The 21,764-nt window shown below is 42.0% G+C and carries 24 protein-coding genes; 17 read left to right on the forward strand and 7 right to left on the reverse strand.

Going from position 1 to position 21,764, the window contains the following annotated elements:
- Nucleotides 1–32: 32 nt before the first annotated feature.
- The 7 genes from AX660_RS19630 to AX660_RS19660 all read left to right on the forward strand — a co-directional run bounded on the left by AX660_RS19630 (nucleotide 33) and on the right by AX660_RS19660 (nucleotide 5,078).
- Nucleotides 33–344 (forward strand): DMT family transporter, encoded by a 312-nt coding sequence (locus AX660_RS19630; RefSeq protein ID WP_068380915.1) that lies wholly within the window; start codon nucleotides 33–35, stop codon nucleotides 342–344.
- Nucleotides 345–386: 42 nt separating this feature from the next.
- On the forward strand, nucleotides 387–803 hold the full coding sequence (locus tag AX660_RS19635) for an ACT domain-containing protein (RefSeq protein ID WP_068380918.1): 417 nt from the start codon (nucleotides 387–389) through the stop codon (nucleotides 801–803).
- A 99-nt stretch (nucleotides 804–902) separates the two neighbouring features.
- Nucleotides 903–1,736, forward strand: coding sequence for a MipA/OmpV family protein (locus AX660_RS19640; RefSeq protein ID WP_068380921.1), 834 nt, complete (start codon nucleotides 903–905; stop codon nucleotides 1,734–1,736).
- 10 nt (nucleotides 1,737–1,746) lie between these two features.
- Nucleotides 1,747–2,181 carry a DUF3019 domain-containing protein gene (locus tag AX660_RS19645; RefSeq protein WP_157884360.1) on the forward strand — a complete coding sequence of 145 codons (435 nt, stop codon included), beginning with the start codon at nucleotides 1,747–1,749 and terminating at the stop codon, nucleotides 2,179–2,181.
- Nucleotides 2,181–2,924 (forward strand): response regulator, encoded by a 744-nt coding sequence (locus AX660_RS19650; protein ID WP_068380927.1) that lies wholly within the window; start codon nucleotides 2,181–2,183, stop codon nucleotides 2,922–2,924. Before AX660_RS19645 ends, AX660_RS19650 begins: the two co-directional genes overlap by 1 nt.
- Complete coding sequence (locus AX660_RS19655) at nucleotides 2,914–4,215, forward strand: ATP-binding protein (protein ID WP_082769026.1); 1,302 nt, start codon at nucleotides 2,914–2,916, stop codon at nucleotides 4,213–4,215. The genes AX660_RS19650 and AX660_RS19655 overlap by 11 nt, the downstream gene beginning before the upstream one ends.
- A gap of 581 nt (nucleotides 4,216–4,796) precedes the next feature.
- Complete coding sequence (locus AX660_RS19660) at nucleotides 4,797–5,078, forward strand: YkgJ family cysteine cluster protein (protein ID WP_068380932.1); 282 nt, start codon at nucleotides 4,797–4,799, stop codon at nucleotides 5,076–5,078.
- A gap of 241 nt (nucleotides 5,079–5,319) precedes the next feature.
- Here AX660_RS19660 and AX660_RS19665 read toward each other — a convergent pair whose 3' ends face one another.
- The 3 genes from AX660_RS19665 to AX660_RS23240 form a co-directional block, all read right to left on the reverse strand.
- Nucleotides 5,320–7,410: a TonB-dependent receptor plug domain-containing protein gene (locus tag AX660_RS19665; RefSeq protein WP_068380935.1), complete on the reverse strand. Its 2,091-nt coding sequence runs from the start codon at nucleotides 7,408–7,410 to the stop codon at nucleotides 5,320–5,322.
- 114 nt (nucleotides 7,411–7,524) lie between these two features.
- Nucleotides 7,525–7,989 (reverse strand): GNAT family N-acetyltransferase, encoded by a 465-nt coding sequence (locus AX660_RS19670; protein ID WP_068380938.1) that lies wholly within the window; start codon nucleotides 7,987–7,989, stop codon nucleotides 7,525–7,527.
- Nucleotides 7,990–8,015: 26 nt separating this feature from the next.
- A complete protein-coding gene (locus AX660_RS23240; protein ID WP_157884361.1) occupies nucleotides 8,016–8,159 on the reverse strand; it encodes a hypothetical protein in 144 nt (47 codons plus the stop codon).
- A gap of 115 nt (nucleotides 8,160–8,274) precedes the next feature.
- On the opposite strand from AX660_RS23240, the gene AX660_RS19675 reads away from it, so the two are divergent.
- The gene (locus AX660_RS19675; RefSeq protein ID WP_068380941.1) at nucleotides 8,275–9,198 is read left to right on the forward strand and encodes a LysR substrate-binding domain-containing protein; all 924 of its coding nucleotides are present in this window, start codon (nucleotides 8,275–8,277) and stop codon (nucleotides 9,196–9,198) included.
- Here the strand turns inward: AX660_RS19675 and AX660_RS19680 are convergent.
- Nucleotides 9,176–9,883: a hypothetical protein gene (locus AX660_RS19680; protein WP_068381209.1), complete on the reverse strand. Its 708-nt coding sequence runs from the start codon at nucleotides 9,881–9,883 to the stop codon at nucleotides 9,176–9,178. The two genes, AX660_RS19675 and AX660_RS19680, sit on opposite strands and share 23 nt — an antisense overlap.
- A 459-nt stretch (nucleotides 9,884–10,342) precedes the next feature.
- Here AX660_RS19680 and AX660_RS19685 point away from each other — a divergent pair, with 459 nt between their 5' ends.
- From AX660_RS19685 to AX660_RS19695, 3 genes are all read left to right on the forward strand, one after another.
- Entirely contained in the window at nucleotides 10,343–11,554 is a 1,212-nt protein-coding gene (locus tag AX660_RS19685) for a pyridoxal-phosphate-dependent aminotransferase family protein (RefSeq protein ID WP_068380943.1), read from the forward strand.
- A gap of 192 nt (nucleotides 11,555–11,746) precedes the next feature.
- On the forward strand, nucleotides 11,747–12,229 hold the full coding sequence (locus AX660_RS19690; RefSeq protein WP_068380945.1) for a hypothetical protein: 483 nt from the start codon (nucleotides 11,747–11,749) through the stop codon (nucleotides 12,227–12,229).
- Nucleotides 12,229–12,741 carry a hypothetical protein gene (locus tag AX660_RS19695; RefSeq protein WP_068380947.1) on the forward strand — a complete coding sequence of 171 codons (513 nt, stop codon included), beginning with the start codon at nucleotides 12,229–12,231 and terminating at the stop codon, nucleotides 12,739–12,741. The genes AX660_RS19690 and AX660_RS19695 overlap by 1 nt, the downstream gene beginning before the upstream one ends.
- On the opposite strand, the gene AX660_RS19700 is transcribed toward AX660_RS19695, so the two are convergent.
- Both AX660_RS19700 and AX660_RS19705 read right to left on the reverse strand, forming a co-directional pair.
- Nucleotides 12,738–13,385, reverse strand: a complete 648-nt coding sequence (locus tag AX660_RS19700) for a GntR family transcriptional regulator (RefSeq protein ID WP_068380949.1) — start codon at nucleotides 13,383–13,385, stop codon at nucleotides 12,738–12,740. The two genes, AX660_RS19695 and AX660_RS19700, sit on opposite strands and share 4 nt — an antisense overlap.
- Nucleotide 13,386: 1 nt before the next feature.
- Nucleotides 13,387–14,562 (reverse strand): benzoate/H(+) symporter BenE family transporter, encoded by a 1,176-nt coding sequence (locus AX660_RS19705; protein ID WP_106404115.1) that lies wholly within the window; start codon nucleotides 14,560–14,562, stop codon nucleotides 13,387–13,389.
- A gap of 297 nt (nucleotides 14,563–14,859) precedes the next feature.
- Here AX660_RS19705 and AX660_RS23245 point away from each other — a divergent pair, with 297 nt between their 5' ends.
- The gene (locus AX660_RS23245; protein WP_157884362.1) at nucleotides 14,860–15,015 is read left to right on the forward strand and encodes a hypothetical protein; all 156 of its coding nucleotides are present in this window, start codon (nucleotides 14,860–14,862) and stop codon (nucleotides 15,013–15,015) included.
- A gap of 118 nt (nucleotides 15,016–15,133) precedes the next feature.
- Nucleotides 15,134–15,505, forward strand: a complete 372-nt coding sequence (locus AX660_RS19710; RefSeq protein ID WP_068380953.1) for a hypothetical protein — start codon at nucleotides 15,134–15,136, stop codon at nucleotides 15,503–15,505.
- Between the two features lie 36 nt (nucleotides 15,506–15,541).
- On the opposite strand, the gene AX660_RS19715 is transcribed toward AX660_RS19710, so the two are convergent.
- Nucleotides 15,542–16,273, reverse strand: coding sequence for a FadR/GntR family transcriptional regulator (locus tag AX660_RS19715; RefSeq protein ID WP_068380958.1), 732 nt, complete (start codon nucleotides 16,271–16,273; stop codon nucleotides 15,542–15,544).
- A 287-nt stretch (nucleotides 16,274–16,560) separates the two neighbouring features.
- On the opposite strand from AX660_RS19715, the gene AX660_RS19720 reads away from it, so the two are divergent.
- The 4 genes from AX660_RS19720 (at nucleotide 16,561) to AX660_RS19735 (ending at nucleotide 21,359) form a co-directional block, all read left to right on the forward strand.
- Complete coding sequence (locus tag AX660_RS19720; protein ID WP_068380962.1) at nucleotides 16,561–18,021, forward strand: polysaccharide lyase family 7 protein; 1,461 nt, start codon at nucleotides 16,561–16,563, stop codon at nucleotides 18,019–18,021.
- 70 nt (nucleotides 18,022–18,091) lie between these two features.
- Nucleotides 18,092–18,973, forward strand: a complete 882-nt coding sequence (locus AX660_RS19725) for an alpha/beta hydrolase (RefSeq protein ID WP_068380965.1) — start codon at nucleotides 18,092–18,094, stop codon at nucleotides 18,971–18,973.
- A 367-nt stretch (nucleotides 18,974–19,340) separates the two neighbouring features.
- Nucleotides 19,341–20,819 carry a methyl-accepting chemotaxis protein gene (locus tag AX660_RS19730; protein WP_068380969.1) on the forward strand — a complete coding sequence of 493 codons (1,479 nt, stop codon included), beginning with the start codon at nucleotides 19,341–19,343 and terminating at the stop codon, nucleotides 20,817–20,819.
- A 48-nt stretch (nucleotides 20,820–20,867) separates the two neighbouring features.
- Nucleotides 20,868–21,359: a DUF6436 domain-containing protein gene (locus tag AX660_RS19735; RefSeq protein WP_068380972.1), complete on the forward strand. Its 492-nt coding sequence runs from the start codon at nucleotides 20,868–20,870 to the stop codon at nucleotides 21,357–21,359.
- Nucleotides 21,360–21,764 lie beyond the last annotated feature (405 nt).

The raw sequence follows: 21,764 nt of genomic DNA on the forward strand, positions 1-21,764 counted from the left end.
TTGAGGACGACCTCGTTAAATAAGGTGAGTTTATGTCTTGGTTATTATTATTTGTTGCTGGTTTACTCGAAGCGGGTTGGGTGATTGGGTTAAAACAATCGGAGTCCCTAACTAAGCTGCCCTATGTGGCATTTGCAGCGCTCAGTATGCTATTGAGTCTTGTCCTTTTTGCCCAAGCCATTCAAAAAATCCCCGTGGCCCATGCCTATATTATTTGGGTCGGTGTCGGTGTGATTGCTATGTCGGTGATTAATGCCTTATTTTTTGCCGAACCCATCGTTAAATCTCATTATTTTTTCTATGGTTTGATATTGGCTGGTGTTATTGGGCTGAAATTTAGCTAGTGTTTACTAATCATCTTCATTAACGGATAAGGAGAGTTGTGTATGGCGGGTGAAACTGATTTAGCCTTGTTGTTAACCTCAATGTCGCCGAGTTTAGCGCAAGATGAATATGTGTTTACCACAGTCACTGATGTAAAAACGGCACTGCAAACAGGCATTAGTCCCAAAGCCATGTTTGTAGAAAGTGAGGGCACAACTTTGGTGTTGACGGTGGCCGATACCCAGCTAGCAAACTTATCTTTTAGCGGCACCTATCGTTGCATCACCTTAAATGTGCATTCCAGTTTAGAGGCTATAGGTTTAACCGCGGCAGTTTCTGCTGCTCTCACTAAGGCGAATATCAGCGCTAATGTGATCGCGGCTTATTATCATGATCATATTTTTGTGCCTACAGATAAAGCTCAAGCAGCCATGCATGCCTTGAAGTCACTGACAAATGAGTGGCTGCGTCGTCAATAGAAAAGGTAAATGATAAAACGCTACAATTGGATACAAAGTTTCAGTGTATTTTAAGGTTAAATTAACATCTTGGTTTGACACTTGGTTTGGAAGCACATTTTGCATAAATTTTTAGTCTATTGCTTAGGCATCTTAGCTCTGGTGATGAGTCTGAGTTCGGTGATTGCTCAGGAGCAAAACACCAATGAAGAACAAGATGAAAACGGCGGTTTTATGGAGGCGACTTTTGGCTTTGCTGCCTTTGATAGCCGTTTTGTAGATGCACCTCAACATTTGGGAGTTCTGCTTAATTTACGCCTTAATTATCAATGGAATGGCTTTTTTATCGAGAATAAAGGAGTCAATGGCTTAGGCCTACCGGGTTTTGGTTATAATTTTTATCGCGGTAAAGAATGGTCTTTTGATGTGTATTTTAGCGAAATCTATGGTGCCATTGCTTCAGATGACGCTTATGACATTGGAAATGAGCAAGATGGCTTGGTGGGGATCCTTCCGCGCGAAGAAGAACAACGTGCGGGTCTGAGATCGACTTATAATTTTGACGATTCCAGTGTACTAAGAGTTTTAGTTGCACCGTTTTCCGCGCTTGAGCATCGCGATATTCACCTGGCAATGTGGTATGGCAAAAGCTGGCAGCGTTATAACACCAATTTTCATACTATTCTCAGCGCCCAATATGATAGTAAGCGAACATTGAACCACTTTTATGGTGTTAGTGGCTCAGAAATCAGTGATAAATTTCGCGCTTATCAAGCGGGGGGAGGCCTGACTTTAAGTGCGGAGTTGGGTTTGACGTATCCGCTGGCAAAAGACTGGGTGATTGAAAGTTCGTTGAAAGTAATTCGTTTACCCAACAGTATTTATGACAGTCCCTTGGTAGAAAACCGCATAGAAACCATCGCTCAAATTTCTCTTGTTTATGTTTTGTTTTAAGGGGAATGACATGAGGTGGTTACACAAGGACGTTATGCGGTTTGGCTGGCAATTAAGCTTAGTCTGTTTGCTCAGTTTTAGTTGTTTGGTATTGGCAGATGTTAAGCAACAAGAGGTTTCTAATTTAACCAATACATTTCAAATACAGCCCACTACCTGCGTGTCTTTGCATCAGGGCCAAGCTTGTTTTGTTAATTTGACATTAAGTTGGCACACGGCAAATAAGGGTAATTATTGTTTATATTCGTCCGACCAAACAAGTGCACTTAAATGCTGGATGGCGGATAACCAAGGCGTAATGGTTCAGGAGTTTAATACAGCGCAAAGCCTGCACTTTTATTTAAAGCAGGATAAAAGTGATGATGTCATTGCTGCGGCTGAATTAGAGGTATCCTGGGTATATAAAAAACAACAAAAATCTCGTTTAAGCTGGCGTCTATTTTAATGAATGAAAAAGTCACACAGATCCTATTAGTAGAAGATGATGCCTCTTTATCCGATTGGATACGAGATTATCTGAACAACAAAGGCTTTAAAGTCACCCAATGCATGCGTGGTGATGAAGCGATTTCGGCCATTACTCGTTTACAGCCCGAAGTAGTGATTTTGGATGGTATGTTACCTGGCTTGGACGGTTTTGAAGTATGTAAACAGGCTCGAGCTCGATACACGGGCGTCATCATTATGTTAACTGCCAGAGATGAAGAAATTGACGAAGTTGTTGGCTTAGAATTAGGTGCGGATGATTATATTACTAAACCAGTGCGAGCAAGAGTCTTACTGACTCGAATCAATAAAGCCATAGCATCTAAGTTTATCCCAGTTTCACAGTTGAAAAGTGTCAATAATACTGGGATTGAGCAAAGCTCAATTGAACCTTTAAAACTCACTTTCAAAGGTTTACAGGTTGATAAAATGTCGCGCAGTGTAAGTTTAAATGGCCAAGTGGTTAAGGTGTCGTCTAAAGAGTTTGATGTTTTGTGGATACTGGCTTTAAGCGCAGGCAAAGTGATTTCACGAGATAGCTTAATCAGTCAACTACGTGGTATTGAGTATGACGGCTTTGATCGTTCTATTGATTTACGCATTTCTAAGCTCAGAAAAAAGTTAGGCGATGAATCTCGCGACCCATTAAAAATAAAAACCATTTGGGGCAAGGGTTACTTGTTTGCACCAGATGCGTGGTAATTCAATGGGCTTAGTGACCCTTTCATTGATTGCCGCGGTATTAGCCGCCACCATTGGTATAGGGCGATTGTTGGATACTTTATTTTATTATGTGGTGCCTAGTGTGAACACATTAACTAACGATAGTGTGCTCATGTTAGAACAAATCGGCCAAGAATTAGCGACAACGTTAAATACTTTAGATCATCCGCAAGAGTTTATAAAAAATTGGCCATCTCAAAGTCATTATCAGCTCACTATGGTGGCTTTAAGTAATATTCAATTACCACAGCCATTAATCCAGCAAGTTACCTCAGGTGAACCTTTGTTGTTGACTAACGATGACGAATTTAGTTTGTACTTTTATATGGCCAATCAACAGTCCTTATTATTAATAAAGCCTCAGTTTGTTAGTAGCCAACAGGACAATGGCCATATAAAACTGCTGCTCACTCTAATGTTTTATGTCGCCTTGGTGTGCTTGATTTGGCTATGGACCTACCCTTTGGTTTCGCGTTTGGTTCAGTTACGCCACAGCGCACAATTATTTGGTAAAGGGCAGTTAGATCAGCGTATCAAAGTCGGCAGTGTGTCTTATGTGAAAGATTTGGAACTTGAATTTAATCATATGGCTCAACGCATCCAACACTTAGTGAGTGATGTAAAGTTGCTCAGCAGTGCTGTGTCTCATGATTTACGAACACCATTGGCACGTATGCGTTTTGGCATCGATACCCTTGCTGAAGAAGATAACCCAAAACAACAAGCGGTATATCTTGAGCATTTAAGCAATGACGTGGAAGAAATGACAAGTTTGGTTGAAATACTCTTGGACTATGCTCGCTTAGAGCAAGTGATGGTTAAAATTGATAAACAAAAGGTCGATCTCAATGCACTTATCCAGAACTGTGTTAAGGCTAAAAACACCCTTAATCATGCTATCGTGTGGCACATGAGTGCAGACCCAATGTGGGTGCCAGGCGACCCTAAATATCTACAAATCATGATCAATAATTTATTAGAAAATGCCCTCAGTTATGGACGTGAGCAAGTACAGGTGCAACTGCAGCAGAGTACCAAAAATATAAGTTTAATCATTGCTGATGACGGTGAGGGTTTTACGCAAGATCTACAAGCCCTACTTAAACCTTTTGTACGTGGCAAAACCGCCGCCGATAAAACCAAGGGGTATGGTATGGGTCTGGCTATAGTGCAGCGCATCGTTGAATGGCATCAAGCTAAGCTGCTGATAGGGCGCAGTCAACAACTGGGCGGTGCAGAGATCAAGGTGGTTTTTCCAAGTGCTGATTAACTGTTTTGCACTGATCATAAGGCAGCCTAAAAGTCTGGATAAATAAAAGGTTTGGTGTTTTCTAACCTAACAATCTATTGGATCGTTTTTCGCGGTGTTATGTGTCCATGGATGCAGTAAGAAGTTTTTCGTTAATGTTGTACTTTATTTGCTGATGGTGATTTTTTTGCCGATTATGGCAGCGCATTTGTCATGCCTAGCGTTACTATTGTAAATAAATCAGGTAATGTCATTGAGCAAGTTGAGGTCGCTTTACCAAGTTCTAATTTGAACTTAGGGGCGTTAAGGGGTCGTGAGGAGAACACACTGCACTACCATATATACAACAAAACGATGGTGTTTATTACTACCAATATAAAAGTAAAAGTTCAATTGTGTTTCGTGGGAATTGTGGCTATTTAACTAATAATGAAATTCATAAAAGAGTCGTAATTACTCTTAATAAAAAAACGAAGTAGTATGCGAATAGGCATATACAAGTCAATTCATCGGAAAACCAAACACTGGCTACTAGGGTAACGCGTTCACGTTTTCTACTGCTTGTGGCGTTATTTTTCAATAAAACTGGTGAATGATAAAAAATGACAATTGAAATAGTTAACTTACCTAACAGCAATGTCACATGTTCAACATGCAAGGCAAACTGCTGTCGCTTAGAAGTCATGCTTATTACTGACACAGGTGTGCCCGAAAGATATATCGAGTTTGATCATTGGGGTGGTATGACGATGGCTCGCTTAGACGATGGGTGGTGTGCCGCTTTAGATCGAGCCACTATGCTTTGTAGTATTTATGAAAATCGTCCATTGATCTGCCGAGAATTCGAAATGGGCGGTTATGAATGCATCGAGGAGCGAACCTAATTTTCATATTAGCTAGCAATTTTAATGTAAAGAAAAATCCCATGATAAACTTAGGCAGTGCTAACCAGACGTTGCGCGTTGTTTGCAATGTTAAGGGCATTACATTGTTTAGTTTCTGCAACTAATTTCGTTCATGGCCGTCTCTCAGGTTGCTCAATTGCGATCTGATCAGCTTGGATATAAGTGAATAAATTGATTGATTCGCAGGCTCCGTAATGAGCCTGCTGATATAAACCGGTATTTAAAACGTAATACTTAAACCCACCGAGGGGCGCAGGGTAAAATCATCGGTTTCTTCTTTAACCAACAGGTCGTTTGTTGAGTGAATGTTTTGATAATCTAAATCAATGTAACTGACGTTATCTTGGCCATAGACGTTCATGATTTCAAATACCCAAGTTGCATCTAATCCCCATAAGGTGCTTTTACGTTCGGCCCTGACATCTAAACGATGGGCCAAATCAAAGCGCTTAGAGTAGGGCTGACCATAAACCGGCAGAAAATAACCATCGGCTCGGGGGTTTTCTTTTACACCTATGATAGGGGTATAAGGCTGGCCGCTGCGTGCGGTAAAGTTAAAGCCTAAATTCCAAGTATTGTTAAGTTGATAATTGAGCACCATATTGAGTACCAGAGGCGTGTCAGCGTAATAGTTAATGGTGGTATTGTCGCGTAGATTAGTGCGCTCACTTTTGGCATAGCTGAGCGACAACCAGCCATACCAGGATTCGGTGCGATTTTTATTAATCAGCAGGTCAACACCGTAGGCTTTGCCCGCCACATCATTGCTGTATTGTAAATTGGCATCACTTTGCTCGTCGCTTAATGCCAGTGGTAGGTCTTGCATATCTTTATAGTAGGTTTCAATCGACCAGCTCCACTCGTTAGCTAAATGCTGCTCAAAACCCAGTGTGCTGTGCGTGGCGGTTTGCGATAGCAGCGCCGGGTTGCCTATAGTGGGCAGGATGTATTCAATATCTTGCAGGCGATTATATTTACCGTATTTGGCGCTGATGGTGCTGTTGTCGGTGATAAAATACTTCAACGCAAAACGCGGCAGTACAAAGCTTTCTTTGCTGTAGTTATTGTGTTGCCACTGTAGCCCTAATTCGGTCTGCCAACTTTGTGATAAGGTCCATACGTCAGTAATACCAACAAATTGATTACTGGTATCTATTGAGCTTACATCAGTGAAGCGCTCGCCCAACTCAGATTCACAGTCGGGATCAATCTCGGTACAAAGCTGCAAAAACATGTCATAGGCATACTGTTCAGTGACATCATAATAGGCGCCATCAACAATCACGTGATGGGCTTGATTAAGCTGATAATTAAGCCGGCTTTTATAGGATATTTGTTTTTTATCACTGTCTACAAATAAACCATCGGGGTTACCTGGGCTTTTACCGAGTTCTAGCCGTTCGTTATCGTGCAAATAGGCGATGCCGCTTTTAATCTGCAGGTTTTTGCCGTAGTGATCCCAAACGATGCTTTGACTGTTAAATTTTTGCTTAAACTCGGCGTCGCCTTGATATTCTGGAATTTTTAAACTGATGTCGGCACGTTCGTTCAAATTAATCGCTGCGCTGTCGCGGGCGCCGGTCAGCGACATACTCAGCACATTGCGGCTATTAATATCCCACACCCATTTGCCTTGATAGTCATTGTCGTCGGGCGGATCGTTAATGCTGATACCACTAAGTTCGCCATCTTCATCTTCGAGTTCTTCACCTTCGTCAAAAAACAAGGGCAACATGCTTTTGCGTGCTGAAAAATAAAAGGCGCTGTTTTCACTGACCTGGCCTTCGATAAAAATCCCTGAATTAAACAAACTGAGGTCAATCGTGGTTTGTATGGCCTGATGTTTAGGATTGCGTAAGGTTACATCAAATACGGCTCCGCTGGCGCCACTGTAACTGCTGCCATAACCAGCGGAATAGAGTTGAAAATCTTGAACTAGATGACGGTTAAAAATCGACTGGCCAAAGTCATGAAAAATATAACCAGCGGGCATAAAGTCTATTTCAAACAGGTTATCTTCAGGCGATGAACCTCTGACAGCAGGTGAGCCCATCGCGCCGCCTGCGGCAACCACACCCGGTAATGCAAAGGCGGCTTGCAGTGGGTCACCATTAGTGCCAGGCATGGCGATTAATTTTTCTGCATTTTCGGTGATTTCTGACATCACACTACTGCGCTTATAGCTAATTTCGATGCGGTCGATTTTGCTAGTATCTGAAGCTGTATCAGTAACTTCCTGACATAACGGCGAGTTGGCAAATAAGCTGGCTAATAATAACGCAATGGGAGTAAGTACAAGTTGGGTTTTCATCCTGAGCCTTTCAAGTGACTAAAATTTACCGGTCAAGCTTAGGGATAAAAATATGTAGTTACTGTGTGAAATATGAGTGTCTTTGTAAGGCCTTGTATTGAATTGTAATCTTTCTTATCGCATGGTTTTAACTGATAGCTGGTTGTTTAAGGTATAAACAAACCACGGGCTTTTAGTTGCTGGCAGGGTGTCGTATAGCCCTTGTGCCCTATGATTGTCTTGCTTAGTCAACCATTGTAAACGTGCGGCTTTTTTAGCTTGGGCAAACAGATGGCAATGTTTAATTAGCTGCCGGGCGTAACCTTGGTTGCGCTGCTCTGGCACAATATACAGGTCGTTAAGTAGCGCCACTTTGGCGGCTAAGATTGATGAGTAACTAAATAATACCGTCGCAAAACCAATGACTTGCTGCTGGTGCCGATAGGCAAACTGACAGCCTATGGGGCTATGAGCAGAAAAACGCGCAAAAAAGACGCTATTTTTACGCTGGCAAATCTCACCTGCCTGATAAAAATTCTGATAGTCAGCTATCAATGGTAGTACTTCAGCTAAATTGTGTTTAGTCACATATTCAATCATGAGTTGCTCCTTATTACTGTGAAGTTTTACTTATAGTTTGAAAGTTGAGCCAAAAATAAATAATGCCCAATCAACTGCAAATAGTGCTGCAACTTATGTGGCTTTTTGGCTGGCTTTATTTTGGCAACATGCTGTTCTGATGATATTGGTAGCGTATTTGATTTTTGCATGATGTTTTCCTTTTGAAGTTTGAGACTGCATTTTCAAATGAGATGTGTTACAAATCCAACAATCAATTTTTGCTATTAATATAAGTATCACTTATAGGATTCTTGTGAGTTAGCTATGGATAAAAGATTACGTTCGTTGGCACTACTACGCTGTTTTGAAGCCAGTGCCCGTCTGCAAAGTTATAGCGCAGCCGCTGTGGAATTAGCTATTACTCAAGCGGCGGTAAGTCAGCAAATTCGAAATCTTGAAGAGCAGCTTGCCGTACAATTGTTTGCCCGTGAGGGGCGCAAAATGCGCCTAACTAAGGCAGGGGGGACCTTGTTTACTGCGGTATGCGAAGCATTTACCACGCTTTCAACAGCCTTTAATAGTATTCAAACGGAATCTTTAGGTGGTGTGCTGACGGTGACGGCTTCTCCGTCTTTTTGTTCACGTTGGTTGGTGCCGCGTTTATGGAAATTTTCTGCGCTGCATCCTGATATCGTAGTACGAGCCTTAGCCTCGCCCCAATATGAAGAACTGCGCCATTCAGATATTGATGTGGCTATTCGGCAGGGCGATAACTTTGTGACAAAAGTACATCAGGAATTGTTGTTGGTGGATCCGGTTTTTCCGGTATGTTCGCCGCAGATAGCTAAGCAAGTGCAGTTAAGTTCACCCCACTGTATTTGTGATATGCAGTTAGTCGAGGCTATTAATCCTGGGCTATTTAGCTGGCGTAACTGGTTTGAAAAAGCTCAAGTCACCATGCAGCCCGGTAAACTCAGTTGGATAGAGGTAACCACCTGGGAAATGGGTATTAATGCCGTACTCAGTGGTCATGGTATTTGCCTGAGCGCAGCCAGCATGGTGCAGGATATGTTGGATAATGGAGTACTGGTTAAACCCTTTACTGTTCAACTTGAACCAGGTCTTAAATTTTCACTGTTATATGATGAAGAATCGCCACGACTGACGCGTATTCTGGCCTTTCGGCAATGGCTTAAGAGTGAAATAAACCGCGGTATGACACCCGCTACGAAGCAGGTGTCAAAGTAATAGTGATATTGTCATAATAGAGTTGTGTTAAGCCTTCAAAACCCGAGTCTGAGCCAACAAACAGCCAGATGCTGCCGTCTGCATTGCTGGTCAATTCTAGGTGGTTTTCACTGGTGCTTGCAATGACCTTAGGTAAAAACCGACCTATTTCGCATTCTTCGCCTTTTACTACAATATCTCCAAGGGTATTCGCGTTGGTTCCACCTGCGAGCTGATTTCCTTTGTCAATGTTCATATAATATTCGGCCTGTTTGGGTTCAACATCAGCAAAACCAAACTTGATATAAACTGAACTGCCAGGCGAGCCGCCAATACCAAAACAGTCTTCACCCTTATCAGAGAGCAGATCAATTTTAACACTCGCGATATAACGGCTAGATGCTTGCAAACCTGTAACTTTGGTTTTGATAAACATAAACAAATCATCGCTCCGATTGTGACCCGCAAGGTAGAAACCGTGTTTGCTGGTATCGGCTGGTAAAGTCATTACGCCTGAGGCTAGTTCATAAATACTTAAATCGTCGTAGTCACTTGGATAGTCTGAGAAGCCAGCTATCCAGCCCTGGGCGCCTGATTCAAAATCGTAGTTAAATGATAAGTTTTGATCTGACGAGTCAGAATTGAGATCCAAATTACAACCTTGTAACAAACCTAAGCAATATAGAGCGATTAGCGTCTTTTTCATAAATATCTCATAGAGGGAGGGGGATAATTGCGCGTTACTGTAAAGTAGCTGGCTTGGGGATTCTTTATCAAAATGTATGTTGTTGTAATCAAAAGTAATCATTTAGTAAAATGGTAAGCCCAAGCAGCTATCCATGGGAAGTACTAAGCGTGGTGACAGATTTGTTAGTAGCGCATTAAGTAGTAAAATCCTCAAACCAAGCCAGACGCTTTTGTTTACCTGCCTTAAGCATATCTTATGCACAAAGAGTTAATGCCTGCCTCTGGTAAGTTAATTTTGTGATAGCTTATGATGTCTGACGAATTTACCTCAATTTGATTTATATACCCCTTATCAATGGAATTGTACGGCGGCAAATGAATGAAACCCCATGAGCTCTAGAGTGCATGAAGGTGAATGAGTGCAGCCAACAAACGTACTGTTTTAAGGGTGAAGGGTATAAATGACTAAGGAATAGCTGTGCGTATAGCGGTACCCAAAAACCTGTTAGCTTTAGATAACATCCTGCCTGATGAACCTTTATTGATGATGGGCGCGGGACCTGTACCTATTCCCGCTAAAGTGGCGGCAGCCAATGGCATAGTGATCAACCATTTGGGCGATACGATGGCGCAGATTATCGAGCAGGTTAAGGTGATGTCGCGTTATGTATTTCAAACCGAGGCTGGGCATATTCTTGGGGTCGCTGGCCCTGGCTCCGCTGCCATGGAAATGGCTGTGGTTAATCTTGTGGTGCCGGGTAGTAAAGTCTTGAGTGTGTGTAATGGTTTTTTCAGTAATCGTTTAGCTCAAATGGCGCAGCGTGTAGGAGCAGATGTTGTGCAACTTAATATTGAAAATGGTATTAGTGCCAGTGCACAACTAGTTGAGCAATACATCATTCAGCATCAGCCTCAGGTACTGACCATAGTACAAGGCGAAACCTCGAATACCGTGTACAACAGCGAATTAGCCGCAATTGGCGCTATTGCTAAACAACATAATTGTTTGGTGATCGTCGATGCAGTTTGTACTTTAAGCACCATGCGTTTTGATATGGATGAATGGGGCATTGATGCGGTGATCACCGGTGGACAAAAAGGTTTGTCGTGTATTCCCGGCATCTCCTTAGTGGGTTTTTCTGCCAAAGCTTGGCAGCATATCGAAGCGCGCCAAGATCAACTTAAACACTGGTGTCTGGATGCCAAACTGGCGGATCAATTCTGGTATAAAAAATCGTATCACTACACTGCGCCGGTATCGGGTATTTTGGCTATTCACGAAGCGCTGCGCCTAGTGTGTAACGAAACACTGTCGGTAAGATTTGAGCGCCACTTGCGCTGCTCTCAAGCCCTACAAGCCGGTATCGAAGCTATGGGCTTAGATTTGTACGTTAAACCTCAGGCACGGTTAAATTCGGTAGTGGGTATTACCCTGCCACAGGGCATCGAAGGCAAGGCTTTGCTCAATACTATGTCGAAGCGTTTTAAAGTGGAAATTTCTGGTTCGTTTGGTCCTAATATTGTACGTATTGGCCAAATGGGTGAACAGTGCCGCGCTCATAACCTGTTCCGCACTCTACATGCCTTTGGCGCGAGTTTTAATATATTAGGTTCGAAACTCGATTTACCTGCCGGTATGGCAGCCCTCGAAGGGGCGCTTAATCAATTTGAATTTAGTGAAGGCCTGTAGTCGGGCTTTGAGCTTGTATTAAGGCTGTGCTGGACTACGCTTTTAGCCGAAGCTGGGTTGAGTTACGACGTCATTCACCTTAACTTCGGCTTAAAATATCTTATTCAAAGTAATGAAATTTAAAATACTTGTTGTTGAATAATTCTGTGTTTTGTCACGATTTTGCAATCGACTTAATAAAAGGATGTAACAATGAACAAGGCTATTCAATTTCAGCGACAAGTCATCAAACCCGTATTGGTTAAAATGCAGGCCCACAGTGTAGCCGCAGAAGAGCTGTTATTAGGCACCGCGGTACAAGAAAGTCTTAATTTTAAATACAGAAGGCAAATGGGCAACGGCCCGGCGCGTGGTTATTATCAAATGGAGCCTGCTACCCACGATGATATTTGGAATAATTATTTAAAATATAATGCCAAAAAAGCCGAACTGGTATTGGCATTTTTATCTTCGCCCACAGCCGATAAAATCAGTGAATTAGAAAACAATGATGAGTATGCGACTGCCATGGCACGTGTGCATTATATGCGAGTGCGTGAAGCCTTACCCAAACAAGGCGATGTGCAGGCACAAGCCAATTACTGGAAGCAGTATTTCAATACGCCATTGGGTAAGGGAAAACCAGCTGAATATGTTGAAAAATGGCAGCACTATGTGATGACTGATGAGGGGTAATGACAAAATTCACCGACCTAGTAAGTGGCTTAAGTCTGCTGCTTTTTTTAAGTAGTTGCAGTAATGCCGCGATAACAGAAACTCCAGCTCCCTATACGGTCAATCTAGGGGGCAATGGCAAAGCTTATTATCATGTACTGTATGACTTATCGCCTAAAAACTTACTGAGTGTGGAGCGTGTGACTCTGCAGCAGTTTGTTGTTAATGGTGGTCAATTTGAATTGCTCATTAACAAGGCTGAGTTTCCAATACCCGCTCCGCAGTGCAAAAGCGACATTATTTTACGCATGCCCTGGGTCGCGCCTCAGCATGATGTCAGTGAAAAGTATCAACTTTATCTGGCCATAGTAAACTTGGCAGATACTCAACAGGGCAGAGTGCCAGTGGCCATAGAGCTCAACCCATATATTGAAAAAAATGAGGATGGAATTCAGCTACAACACTGCAATGTGTTTTTCAGACATACTCGTAATCACTACATTTCGCATATTCATGCCTTAGAGCAAAACTAAGGCTTATTCTCAGCTTGCAAGTAGCTCACTAACTGACAACTGGCTTGTGCGATATGCTGTTTTAATATGCTTTGTGCCAGTTCGAGTTGTTTGTTTTTTAGTGCATCAAGTAGCTGATAGTGCTCACCTTGACTGGTGCTGTTGTAGTTCAACTGTGTATTGTGAAAACCGATGTAGCGTGAGCACTGTTGATGCAAACTAACAATAGTATTAAACAAGGTTGGCCGATTAGCTGCTTGATACAAACAAGCGTGAAACTGCCAGTTTAATTCACCGCACTCAGTGACACTCAGATGTTTGTTGTCTAATGCCACCAATAAATCCTCAGCGTGGCCGAGGATATTATTAGTGAGATTGGGCAGGGCATAAGCCAATATTAAAGGCTCTAGATACTGGCGCATCAGGCTTAAATCCTCAGCTTCTTGGGCGCTTAAGCTTGCGATCATCACCCCGCATTTGCCACTTTGTACTAACCAACCTTCGTTTTTAAGTTTTTGTAATACATCCCGAATAGGAATACGACTTACACCATATTGAGCGGCCAGCTCTTCTTGCTTTAAGGCCATAGCCACCGGCAGTTTATTATCACGAATATCCTGTTTTAATTGTTCGTAGAGAGATTGAGCCATGGGTTTATCTTGCATATTAACGGCCCTTATATTGGCGTAAAACAAAGTGAGTCAGCAATCCCAGTACTAAACCCCAAAAAGCGGAGGCAATATCAAAAAAGGATACCCCAGAAGCGGTAACTAAAAAGGTCACGATGGCGGGATCGCGATATTGGGCTTTTTCGGTAGCTGCCAGCAAACTGGCTCCAATGGTACTTAACAACGCCAAACCCGCTAACGCGGCAATCAGCGGTTTAGGAAAGGCCGCAAACAAACTCACTACAGTAGCGCCGCCTATGCCCGCCAATATGTTAAACACCCCAGCTGAGACACCAGCGACATAACGTTTTTCAGGATCAGGATGGGCTTCTTCACTGGTGCAAATTGCTGCGGTAATGGCTGCCAAGTTAAAAGTAAAACCACCAAAGGGTGCCAAGATTAAATTAATAATACCTGTACCACTGAGGATGGGAGAAATGGGTTGGGCAGCATAACCACTGGATTTTAAGATGGCCACACCGGGAATGTTTTGTGAGGTCATGGTCACAATATATAAGGGGATACCAATGCCAATAAGATGGCTAAGGTTAAAATCTGGGATCACCCACACAGGTGTAGCTAAAGACAGATTTAATACCTCAATTAACAAACTACCTTGCACATAGGCCATGGCCAAACCACTCAATAATACCAGCATAATGGCATAACGAGGCAGCCAACGTTTGGCCACAATAAATACCACAAACATGATCCCAACTAACAAAGGGCTGGCTTGTAAGGCTGTAAAAATACCTAAACCAAATTGCACCAATATACCGGCTAACATGGCCGCAGCAATGGGCAAGGGCAGGCGTTTAGTTAAGGTATCAAACAAACCTGATAAGCCGGTAATGATGATAAGCGCCGCAACAAAGACAAACACCCCTATAGCTTGTTCAATGCTGATGTCGGTCAAGCTGGTGGCTAATAAGGCCGCTCCGGGTGTTGACCACACAATAATAATGGGACGTTTGTAATACAGCGAAAAGGCCAAACACCCAATGCCCATACCCCAACCTAGAGCCCATACCCAGGACTCTATCATTTCATGACTAGCACCTGCCGCTTGAGCCGCTTGAAATACGATGGCCATGGCACTGGCAAAACCCACTAATACTGCAATAAAACCCGCGCTGATGGCAGATAAACTCAGGTCGGACATAAATGATTTCATTGGCTTGTTACTCAAAAATGTATACAAAAATAATAATGTATACATTTATACAGACGTAGTTTACCAGTGCCAAGGGATTTTTGAGAGCAAAAATGCTCGATTCCGCCTTAGCTAGCAATATTTGACCTTAGTTGTTAATTGGTGCTACAACAGGTTCGTTTAGCTGTGGGTTAGAAGTTGCTCACGAAATTTTATCAAGATGTTATTTTGCCATCACATCGACGGTTAACGTGGTGTTAGGCCAGAAAAGTACAATAATTAAAGACAACGTGCAGAACGTTAATGAAGGAAAATAGTATGGAAGTTTTTGGCATAATCGGCATGTCTATGGGCACTATGGGCTTTATTTTTGGCATCATGGGGCTGAACACCATGACTCAAGTTACTCAGCTTCGGAAGGAGCACGAAGAGTTAAAAGAGCTATTAAAAAAGTCTGGTGCATTAAAAGAATAATTGCAGCGGTAATAGGCTATAGACCAGCTCACTGTTCATCGCTAAAAGGTTTAATGTCTAAACCAACTGCCAAAAATTAACCCAGTTCGCCATTTTGGCGTTGATGTAAGGAAACAGTATGTTGTTAGTTGGCGCTATTTTGCTGGTAATTATTGGTGTAATTCACTCTTATTTAGGTGAAAAATACATTCTTATTCGTTTGTTTAAGCGGGACAATTTACCCAAATTACTTGGGGGTGATTGGTTCACTAAACGGGTACTTAGATTTGCTTGGCATATAACGACCTTAGCATGGTGGGGTTTTGCTGCTATTTTATATGTATTGTCGGTTCCAAGTGTGGATGTTCAAGCTGAGATCCTGTACATCATTGCTGGCGTATTTGCTTTAAGTGGCACGGTTTCATTGTTATTTTCTCGTGGCAAACATTTATCTTGGTTGTGCTTTTTTACAATAGCGGTAATCAGCTACTACGTTGCACTATCCCGCTAAAGCGGTTTAAGTTTGAACTCAAGACAGTTGTAAGTGTTACACCACTAAATGGTTTAACGAGTATAAGTCACGGGTTTTATCTGATTGTTTTTTCACTTCTTCAAGGGCTTTGGCTTCACTGATTTCAAATAAATTATTGATCAAACGATTAAAGTGTAAGTGCATTGCCGCTCTTGCTTCTGCTGAATCATGCTTTTGCAAAGCCAAATAGATGTTTCTGTGCTCTTTCAAACGGTCACTGTCACTGCGGTCACACACCTTTTTATAGGCATTGATAATGTCGGGCAGTGAGTCACGTAGTTGCCAAAAATGTTCAATGGCTAACGATATGGCGTTGTTGCGCGTGGCTGTCGATATGATCAAATGAAACTCACGATCGGCTTTTTCTGGCTCTATGCCATTTTCCATAGCGTTTAAAGTTGCATCAAGTTGCTTAAGTTCAGATTCTGTTATTGAAACTGCAGCTAGCGCGGCAGCCTCTCCCTCCACTAAGGCTCTGGCTTGAGTTAGCTCAAAAGCACTGACATTTAGCACTGGCATGACGGCATCTGGATTTTCTAAGACATAAACCCCAGAACTTATTTTTACTTCAATGCGCTGGCGTACTTCTAAAGCAATAATCGCCTCCCGTATCGTTGGGCGACTTACATTAAACATTTCGGCCAATTCACGCTCTGGTGGCAATCGGCTGCCGGGAGGGTACTGACCAGAATCAATCAATACTTCAATTTTTTCGACTATTTGCCAAAACATACGACGACTTTTCATTTTTACCTCTAATGCAAACACAACTTAAGCAACGCTAAGTGTCACTTGATAATTTATTCTAACCTAATCAAAAGTTTATAAAATAAATTAATCATCCCTAACACTCATTGACACCTACTTTACAGTGAGTGAAATGATTATCCTAACAGTATGGAATACCAATTGTTATTACCAAATTTAAATATTGGTATTATGTTTTTGTTGGATCGATAATGTTTTATACCTATAATCCCTCCTTATCACTGACACATCAAAGCTTAATGTGCTCAACATCTTGAGGTAAAAGAATGTTTAAAAATTTCGTAAAAATTATTCGTGGTTACTACCAGCCATTTGCCTTTTTGATAGTGCTTTTATCTTTGTTGTTAAGCGCCTGCGGAGGAGGTGGTGGCAGCCAAGCTAGCCCACCCGTGATACAGCCGCCAGCCCCCCCACAAGTTGAGCAACCAACACCAAGCCAATGTGTGAATGAAGTTTACCCTATGGCAACAGCCAGTGATGACGGCACTTTTGAGCTTAATTACCCACCACAAAACGCCATCGACTCAAACACATCAACACTATCAAGATGGTCAAGTGAGGGCATAAATAAATCTCTTATCCTTGATTTAGGTGCTGTAAAAACATTAGGTGCATTAACAATTAAGTGGTTTAAAGGGGCTGAGCGAGTTGCTAATTTTTCAGTAGATACCTCTGTTGATAATACAAACTGGACAAACGTCCTGACAAAGACACAATCCAGTGGCAAACACAGTGGTTTTGAGTTGTTTAACCTCATTGAGTCTGAGGCGCGTTATATTAAAATTGTTGGCTTGGGTAATAACGAAGACAGTAATAATAGTATTGTTGAAGCACAGGCACATAGTTGCGAGGATGCAAATGGAGAATACGCAGCAACCTTACCCAACGAGCTAGGTATCGAATTAATTGATTGGTATTTGAGTCTACCTATTGATGAAGATAAAAGTGGTACAGCTGACTCCATATCTGAGACGGCACTTGCCGAAGGTTATACCAACTCGGAATATTTTTATGCCTCGAAGGACGATGGCATTGTCATGCGCTCCCCCAGTTATGGCTTTAAAACTTCAACCAATACCAGTTATGTACGAGTGGAATTAAGAGAAATGTTGCGCCGAGGCGATCGCTCGATTAGCACTCAAGGTGTAAACAAAAACAATTGGGTATTTGGCAGTGCATCGGCCCAAGGCCAATCTAAAGCCGGTGGCGTAGATGGTGATTTGCGCGTGACATTGGCTGTGAATCAGGTAACAACAACGGGCGAAGATTATCAGATTGGCCGAGTGGTTATTGGCCAAATACACGCTAACGATGATGAGCCAGTTCGCCTGTATTATCGTAAATTGCCGGGGAATAGCTTGGGCTCTGTTTATTTTGCCCATGAAAGCCGAGTCGGCAATGTTGATGAAGCTTATGTTGAATTGTTAGGCTCACGAAGTAATACCGCCGCTAATCCTAGTGACGGCATAGCCCTAGATGAAAAGTTTAGTTATCACATTAAGGTTGAAGGTAGCTTGCTCAGCGTGACTATTAGCCGAGAAGATAAAAGTGATGTGGTAGAGCATTACGATATGGGGGAAAGTTTGTTTGAGCAAGACGGCCAGTATCACTACTTCAAAGTGGGCGTGTATCACTTAAATAATTCCAGTGATCCTGATGAATACGCCCAGGCGACATTCTACGAAATTAAAAACGCCCACACGGGCTATGCGCATAGCGAACAATAAAAGCGGGAAGCTACCCATGATCCGCTTGTTTTTGCTAAGCTGATAGCGATTAAACGGAGCAAAGCATAACATGCGAATTGTCATAAAGAGGAGCTTACTGCTTGCCATTTTTGTTGGCAGTCTAAGCTTCAGCAACACACTTTATGCAAGTGCATTCAAAGGCCTGTTGGAAGATATTCTAATAGGCCAAATTGAAGGGGTTAAGCTCTCAATTAATATTGCTTTTCCTGATAGCAAAAGTGAAGAACCTCGTGGGGTTTTGTTGTTTATCCATGGAGGGGGATTTAAATCCGGCGACAAAAAAGATAAAAATGCTCAAATCCAGCGCTTCGCTAAGCGCGGATTTGTTGCCGCCAGTGCCATGTACCGTTTATCACCCGACCATCGTTTTCCAGCACAAATCGAAGATATAAAGCTAGCCATTCGCTTTTTAAAATCAAACGCAAACCAATACCATATTAACCCACAAAGAATCATTGTCACTGGCGCATCGGCAGGGAGTTACTTGGCCGTGATGGCAGGGGTAACGGGCAATGCAGATGGTTTTTCCAAACACGGACTCTATACAGAGTATGACAGCTCAGTACGAGCGGTTGCAGCCCAATCAGCACCAATAGCCGACTTCTCTGCCCCCCAATACCACAATAGTCTTACGGTACAACGGCTTGCCCCGCTGAATGCTGACAATCTGGTAGAGGTACTTTTAGCCATGTCCCCTGTCACTTATTTGGATAGCCAAGACCCGCCATTTTTCCTATCACATGGAGATGCGGACCCCATAGTACCGGTAACAATGAGCCGTGACTTTGCCAAAGAGTTGCAGAAACGACAGCACAATTTTGAATACCATGAAGTAAAAGGAGGAACTCATAGCTTGAACCGCTCCACACCGCAACAAGCCAAACAGGTCTACGCCAAATATCTTGAATTTATAAATAAGTGGACGCAATAGAAATAAGCCCAATAACCACCGCATCTAATGAGCCTGTAACAGATTTTGTAGTCTATATAGGGGCCTAATATAATTTATACCAAGTATTGTTGTGCCCTAACTCTCCCTAAGTGAACCAATATTAGATTTATACCGTACTGACTCTTATGCGATGTTTAAATTGTGAGTACGTTAATGATCTGGTCAGAAAATACCTATCCCACTTATCGTTTTACCATGTTGAATTTATGTATTTTGCAATTTTAAATTGCAAGATACTACTCACGACTAATGAGTTTAACTACGCTAAATAGTCAGGCTATCAATAATCTTAAGTTGCCTTCCGTAAAACCTTCAATTTTTGTTCAATAAATCTATAGGCAGGTATATGAATTATCCTTGGCACAAAGCGGCAAATGACATTTTTTCCGGTGTTCTTATTGTTCAGTGGATAGCAGCCATCGTTATTGGTTTTTTTACGGACACGGTTCTCATGAGTGCAACTCTAGGGACTCTTATTGTTGCGTTGCCGCTCATCATGACGAGACTGAGTCCGTATAGTCAAAGCACTAGACATGTAGTGGCAATAGGTACTCAGCTAATAACAGCCTTACATATCCAGCAAGTGATGGGTTTGGCAGAAATGCATTTTGAAATCTTTACTTTGTTGGCTTTTTTAAGTATCTACAGAGACTGGAAGGTCATTGTGACAGGCGTTGTTGTTGTTGCTGTCCATCACTTTCTGTTTTTTGCCTTACAGGGAGCCATATCCGGAGTTTATGTTTTTGAAGATGGCCATCTTACTTACATGTTTTTGGCGATCCATGCTTTTTTTGCTGTCGCCGAAGGTATTGTTCTGGCCATTTCAGCCCGTAGTTCGGAGTTAGAGTCTAAATCAGGTTATATACTGAGCCATTCAGTTGATGAAATTGTTGGCAAAGATAAAATTTATCTGACCAAAAATGTTCAAGGAAATAGCAAATCCATAGTGGATTTTAATGGCTTAGTTGGAGCCATACGTTCCTTAGTCGTCAATATTAAAAAAAGTGGAGATAATTCAAAACACTTATCCGACAGTTTGTCTCAAAGCTCAGAAGTCTCTATGGTAAGAGCAAAAGACAATCAAAGTGAAGTGGAGCAAATTAGAATAGCTCTCGAACAAGTTAGTTTGGCAAATAGTGATGTGTCTCGCAGTGTTGTTGAGATTGACAGCCTAAGCCAGGAAGCCAGTGAGGGAACTAAAAGTGCAAAAAGCATTATCGACAGAAATGCCAATGATGCTAAAAATTTAAAAGCTGAAATTGATACCGCATCCGCTTCGCTCGAAAATTTATCATCAATGTGTAATGAGATTGATGTTGCAATGGCTGCCATTAAAAGTATTTCTGATCAAACAAATTTACTTGCCCTAAATGCTGCCATCGAATCAGCTAGAGCGGGAGAGCACGGTCGAGGTTTTGCCGTGGTTGCTGATGAAGTCAGAAGCTTGTCTGTAAAAACAGGGAAAAATGCCGAGGAAATAGGAAAAATAACCAAAAAATTAATTGATGGCTCCCGTAACGCAGTGGCTGTGATGTTAGCTTGCGCGAAACGGGTAGAAGAAAATGTGATTGGCTCAAATGTAGCCAGTAAAAGTATTGGCGAGATAAATACACTAATAGGTAAATTAAGTCAAAACATCAGTTCAGTCGCCGCCTCAGCAGAAGAGCAAGCAATGATGTCATCAACCATTTCTGGCTCAGCTAAACGACTAGTAGATTTAACTAATCATCAGGTTAAAGATATCGAACATAACCTCTCTGAACTTATCGATTTAAAAGGCGAGATTGTAGGTTTACACAAAGCACTAGCGAAGTTTGAAGTCTAGATTGTGCGCTCAAATACAAAAAATTTATTATTAGGAGTTGTCATCCTATTGTGGTTATTGGTCGCCATAATAGGATTGTTTTTTGCGAATAAAAGTACTGAAACGCCCTTCGATCCTAGTGGTAATTTATATTATGCGTCTAACCAGCCTGATTTTGAGAACCAGGTAAATAAATTGTTGCATAGCGCTTTGAATACACCTTTAAAGAATGTTGCTGTGCATATTACAAGTAGTAAGGATTGCTTGTGTAAGTTGGTTGCAAACCGCCATATTAAGTCGGTAAAAGATATGGTTAAGTCTATTGGCAAGACAAACGAGACTGTCTTTGTCGAAGATATTATAGGATTATCCAGCATCCTATCTAGTACTCCAGCCATCGCAATATTTGATGAGCTAGGTAAGCTAAGTTATTTGGGTCCTTATGCAACAGGTATTGGATGCTTTTCTGGTAATGGTACTGTGGAACCTTACCTCGCAACGCGAGGTACATTGGGTGCAATCATCCCTTTCGAATCGACTGGTTGTTATTGCCATGGATGATAGAGGTTGTAATTGCAGTTATAAAAAGGGCGGATAAACCGCCTTTTGTTGTTGGCTAAAATGGTGTGTTACTGGTTCAGGACTTAAGACTCAGGCTTACGAAAATGTGGGTTTGAACGGAAGCTCAGTTTTAATCGAAAAATTAACGGAATAACATAATCTATCTGCTGCTTCCTCTTAGTAGACAAATTGTTCACATGATTTAGGACGGGGCAACGCTCTAATACACATAAAAAAACCAGTAGGGTAAGCCACTGGTTTTTTTTATTAGTCTAATTTGACTATTAGGTGAATTGATTCGTTACTCTAATAACTCAACTACCGCTTCGCTTGTGCTGCTATTATACGGTGAATTAGGGTTATCAGTATCTAAGGAATCACCAACCGAAAAGCCAGAGAAATCTT

The organism is Paraglaciecola hydrolytica, from assembly GCF_001565895.1.
Classification (GTDB): domain Bacteria; phylum Pseudomonadota; class Gammaproteobacteria; order Enterobacterales; family Alteromonadaceae; genus Paraglaciecola; species Paraglaciecola hydrolytica.

What these genes read in the sequence shown, in the direction of transcription:
- AX660_RS19665 (WP_068380935.1), bottom strand. Translation starts at nt 7,410, where the DNA reads ATGAAAACCCAACTTGTACTTACTCCCATTGCGTTATTATTAGCCAGC.
- AX660_RS19630 (WP_068380915.1), top strand. Translation starts at nt 33, where the DNA reads ATGTCTTGGTTATTATTATTTGTTGCTGGTTTACTCGAAGCGGGTTGG.
- AX660_RS19650 (WP_068380927.1), top strand. Translation starts at nt 2,181, where the DNA reads ATGAATGAAAAAGTCACACAGATCCTATTAGTAGAAGATGATGCCTCT.
- AX660_RS19635 (WP_068380918.1), top strand. Translation starts at nt 387, where the DNA reads ATGGCGGGTGAAACTGATTTAGCCTTGTTGTTAACCTCAATGTCGCCG.
- AX660_RS19645 (WP_157884360.1), top strand. Translation starts at nt 1,747, where the DNA reads ATGAGGTGGTTACACAAGGACGTTATGCGGTTTGGCTGGCAATTAAGC.
- AX660_RS23240 (WP_157884361.1), bottom strand. Translation starts at nt 8,159, where the DNA reads ATGCAAAAATCAAATACGCTACCAATATCATCAGAACAGCATGTTGCC.
- AX660_RS19715 (WP_068380958.1), bottom strand. Translation starts at nt 16,273, where the DNA reads ATGAAAAGTCGTCGTATGTTTTGGCAAATAGTCGAAAAAATTGAAGTA.
- AX660_RS19730 (WP_068380969.1), top strand. Translation starts at nt 19,341, where the DNA reads ATGAATTATCCTTGGCACAAAGCGGCAAATGACATTTTTTCCGGTGTT.
- AX660_RS19725 (WP_068380965.1), top strand. Translation starts at nt 18,092, where the DNA reads ATGCGAATTGTCATAAAGAGGAGCTTACTGCTTGCCATTTTTGTTGGC.
- AX660_RS19700 (WP_068380949.1), bottom strand. Translation starts at nt 13,385, where the DNA reads ATGCAAGATAAACCCATGGCTCAATCTCTCTACGAACAATTAAAACAG.
- AX660_RS19695 (WP_068380947.1), top strand. Translation starts at nt 12,229, where the DNA reads ATGACAAAATTCACCGACCTAGTAAGTGGCTTAAGTCTGCTGCTTTTT.
- AX660_RS19670 (WP_068380938.1), bottom strand. Translation starts at nt 7,989, where the DNA reads ATGATTGAATATGTGACTAAACACAATTTAGCTGAAGTACTACCATTG.
- AX660_RS19710 (WP_068380953.1), top strand. Translation starts at nt 15,134, where the DNA reads ATGTTGTTAGTTGGCGCTATTTTGCTGGTAATTATTGGTGTAATTCAC.
- AX660_RS19705 (WP_106404115.1), bottom strand. Translation starts at nt 14,562, where the DNA reads ATGAAATCATTTATGTCCGACCTGAGTTTATCTGCCATCAGCGCGGGT.
- AX660_RS19675 (WP_068380941.1), top strand. Translation starts at nt 8,275, where the DNA reads ATGGATAAAAGATTACGTTCGTTGGCACTACTACGCTGTTTTGAAGCC.
- AX660_RS19690 (WP_068380945.1), top strand. Translation starts at nt 11,747, where the DNA reads ATGAACAAGGCTATTCAATTTCAGCGACAAGTCATCAAACCCGTATTG.
- AX660_RS19680 (WP_068381209.1), bottom strand. Translation starts at nt 9,883, where the DNA reads ATGAAAAAGACGCTAATCGCTCTATATTGCTTAGGTTTGTTACAAGGT.
- AX660_RS19720 (WP_068380962.1), top strand. Translation starts at nt 16,561, where the DNA reads ATGTTTAAAAATTTCGTAAAAATTATTCGTGGTTACTACCAGCCATTT.
- AX660_RS19655 (WP_082769026.1), top strand. Translation starts at nt 2,914, where the DNA reads ATGCGTGGTAATTCAATGGGCTTAGTGACCCTTTCATTGATTGCCGCG.
- AX660_RS23245 (WP_157884362.1), top strand. Translation starts at nt 14,860, where the DNA reads ATGGAAGTTTTTGGCATAATCGGCATGTCTATGGGCACTATGGGCTTT.
- AX660_RS19660 (WP_068380932.1), top strand. Translation starts at nt 4,797, where the DNA reads ATGACAATTGAAATAGTTAACTTACCTAACAGCAATGTCACATGTTCA.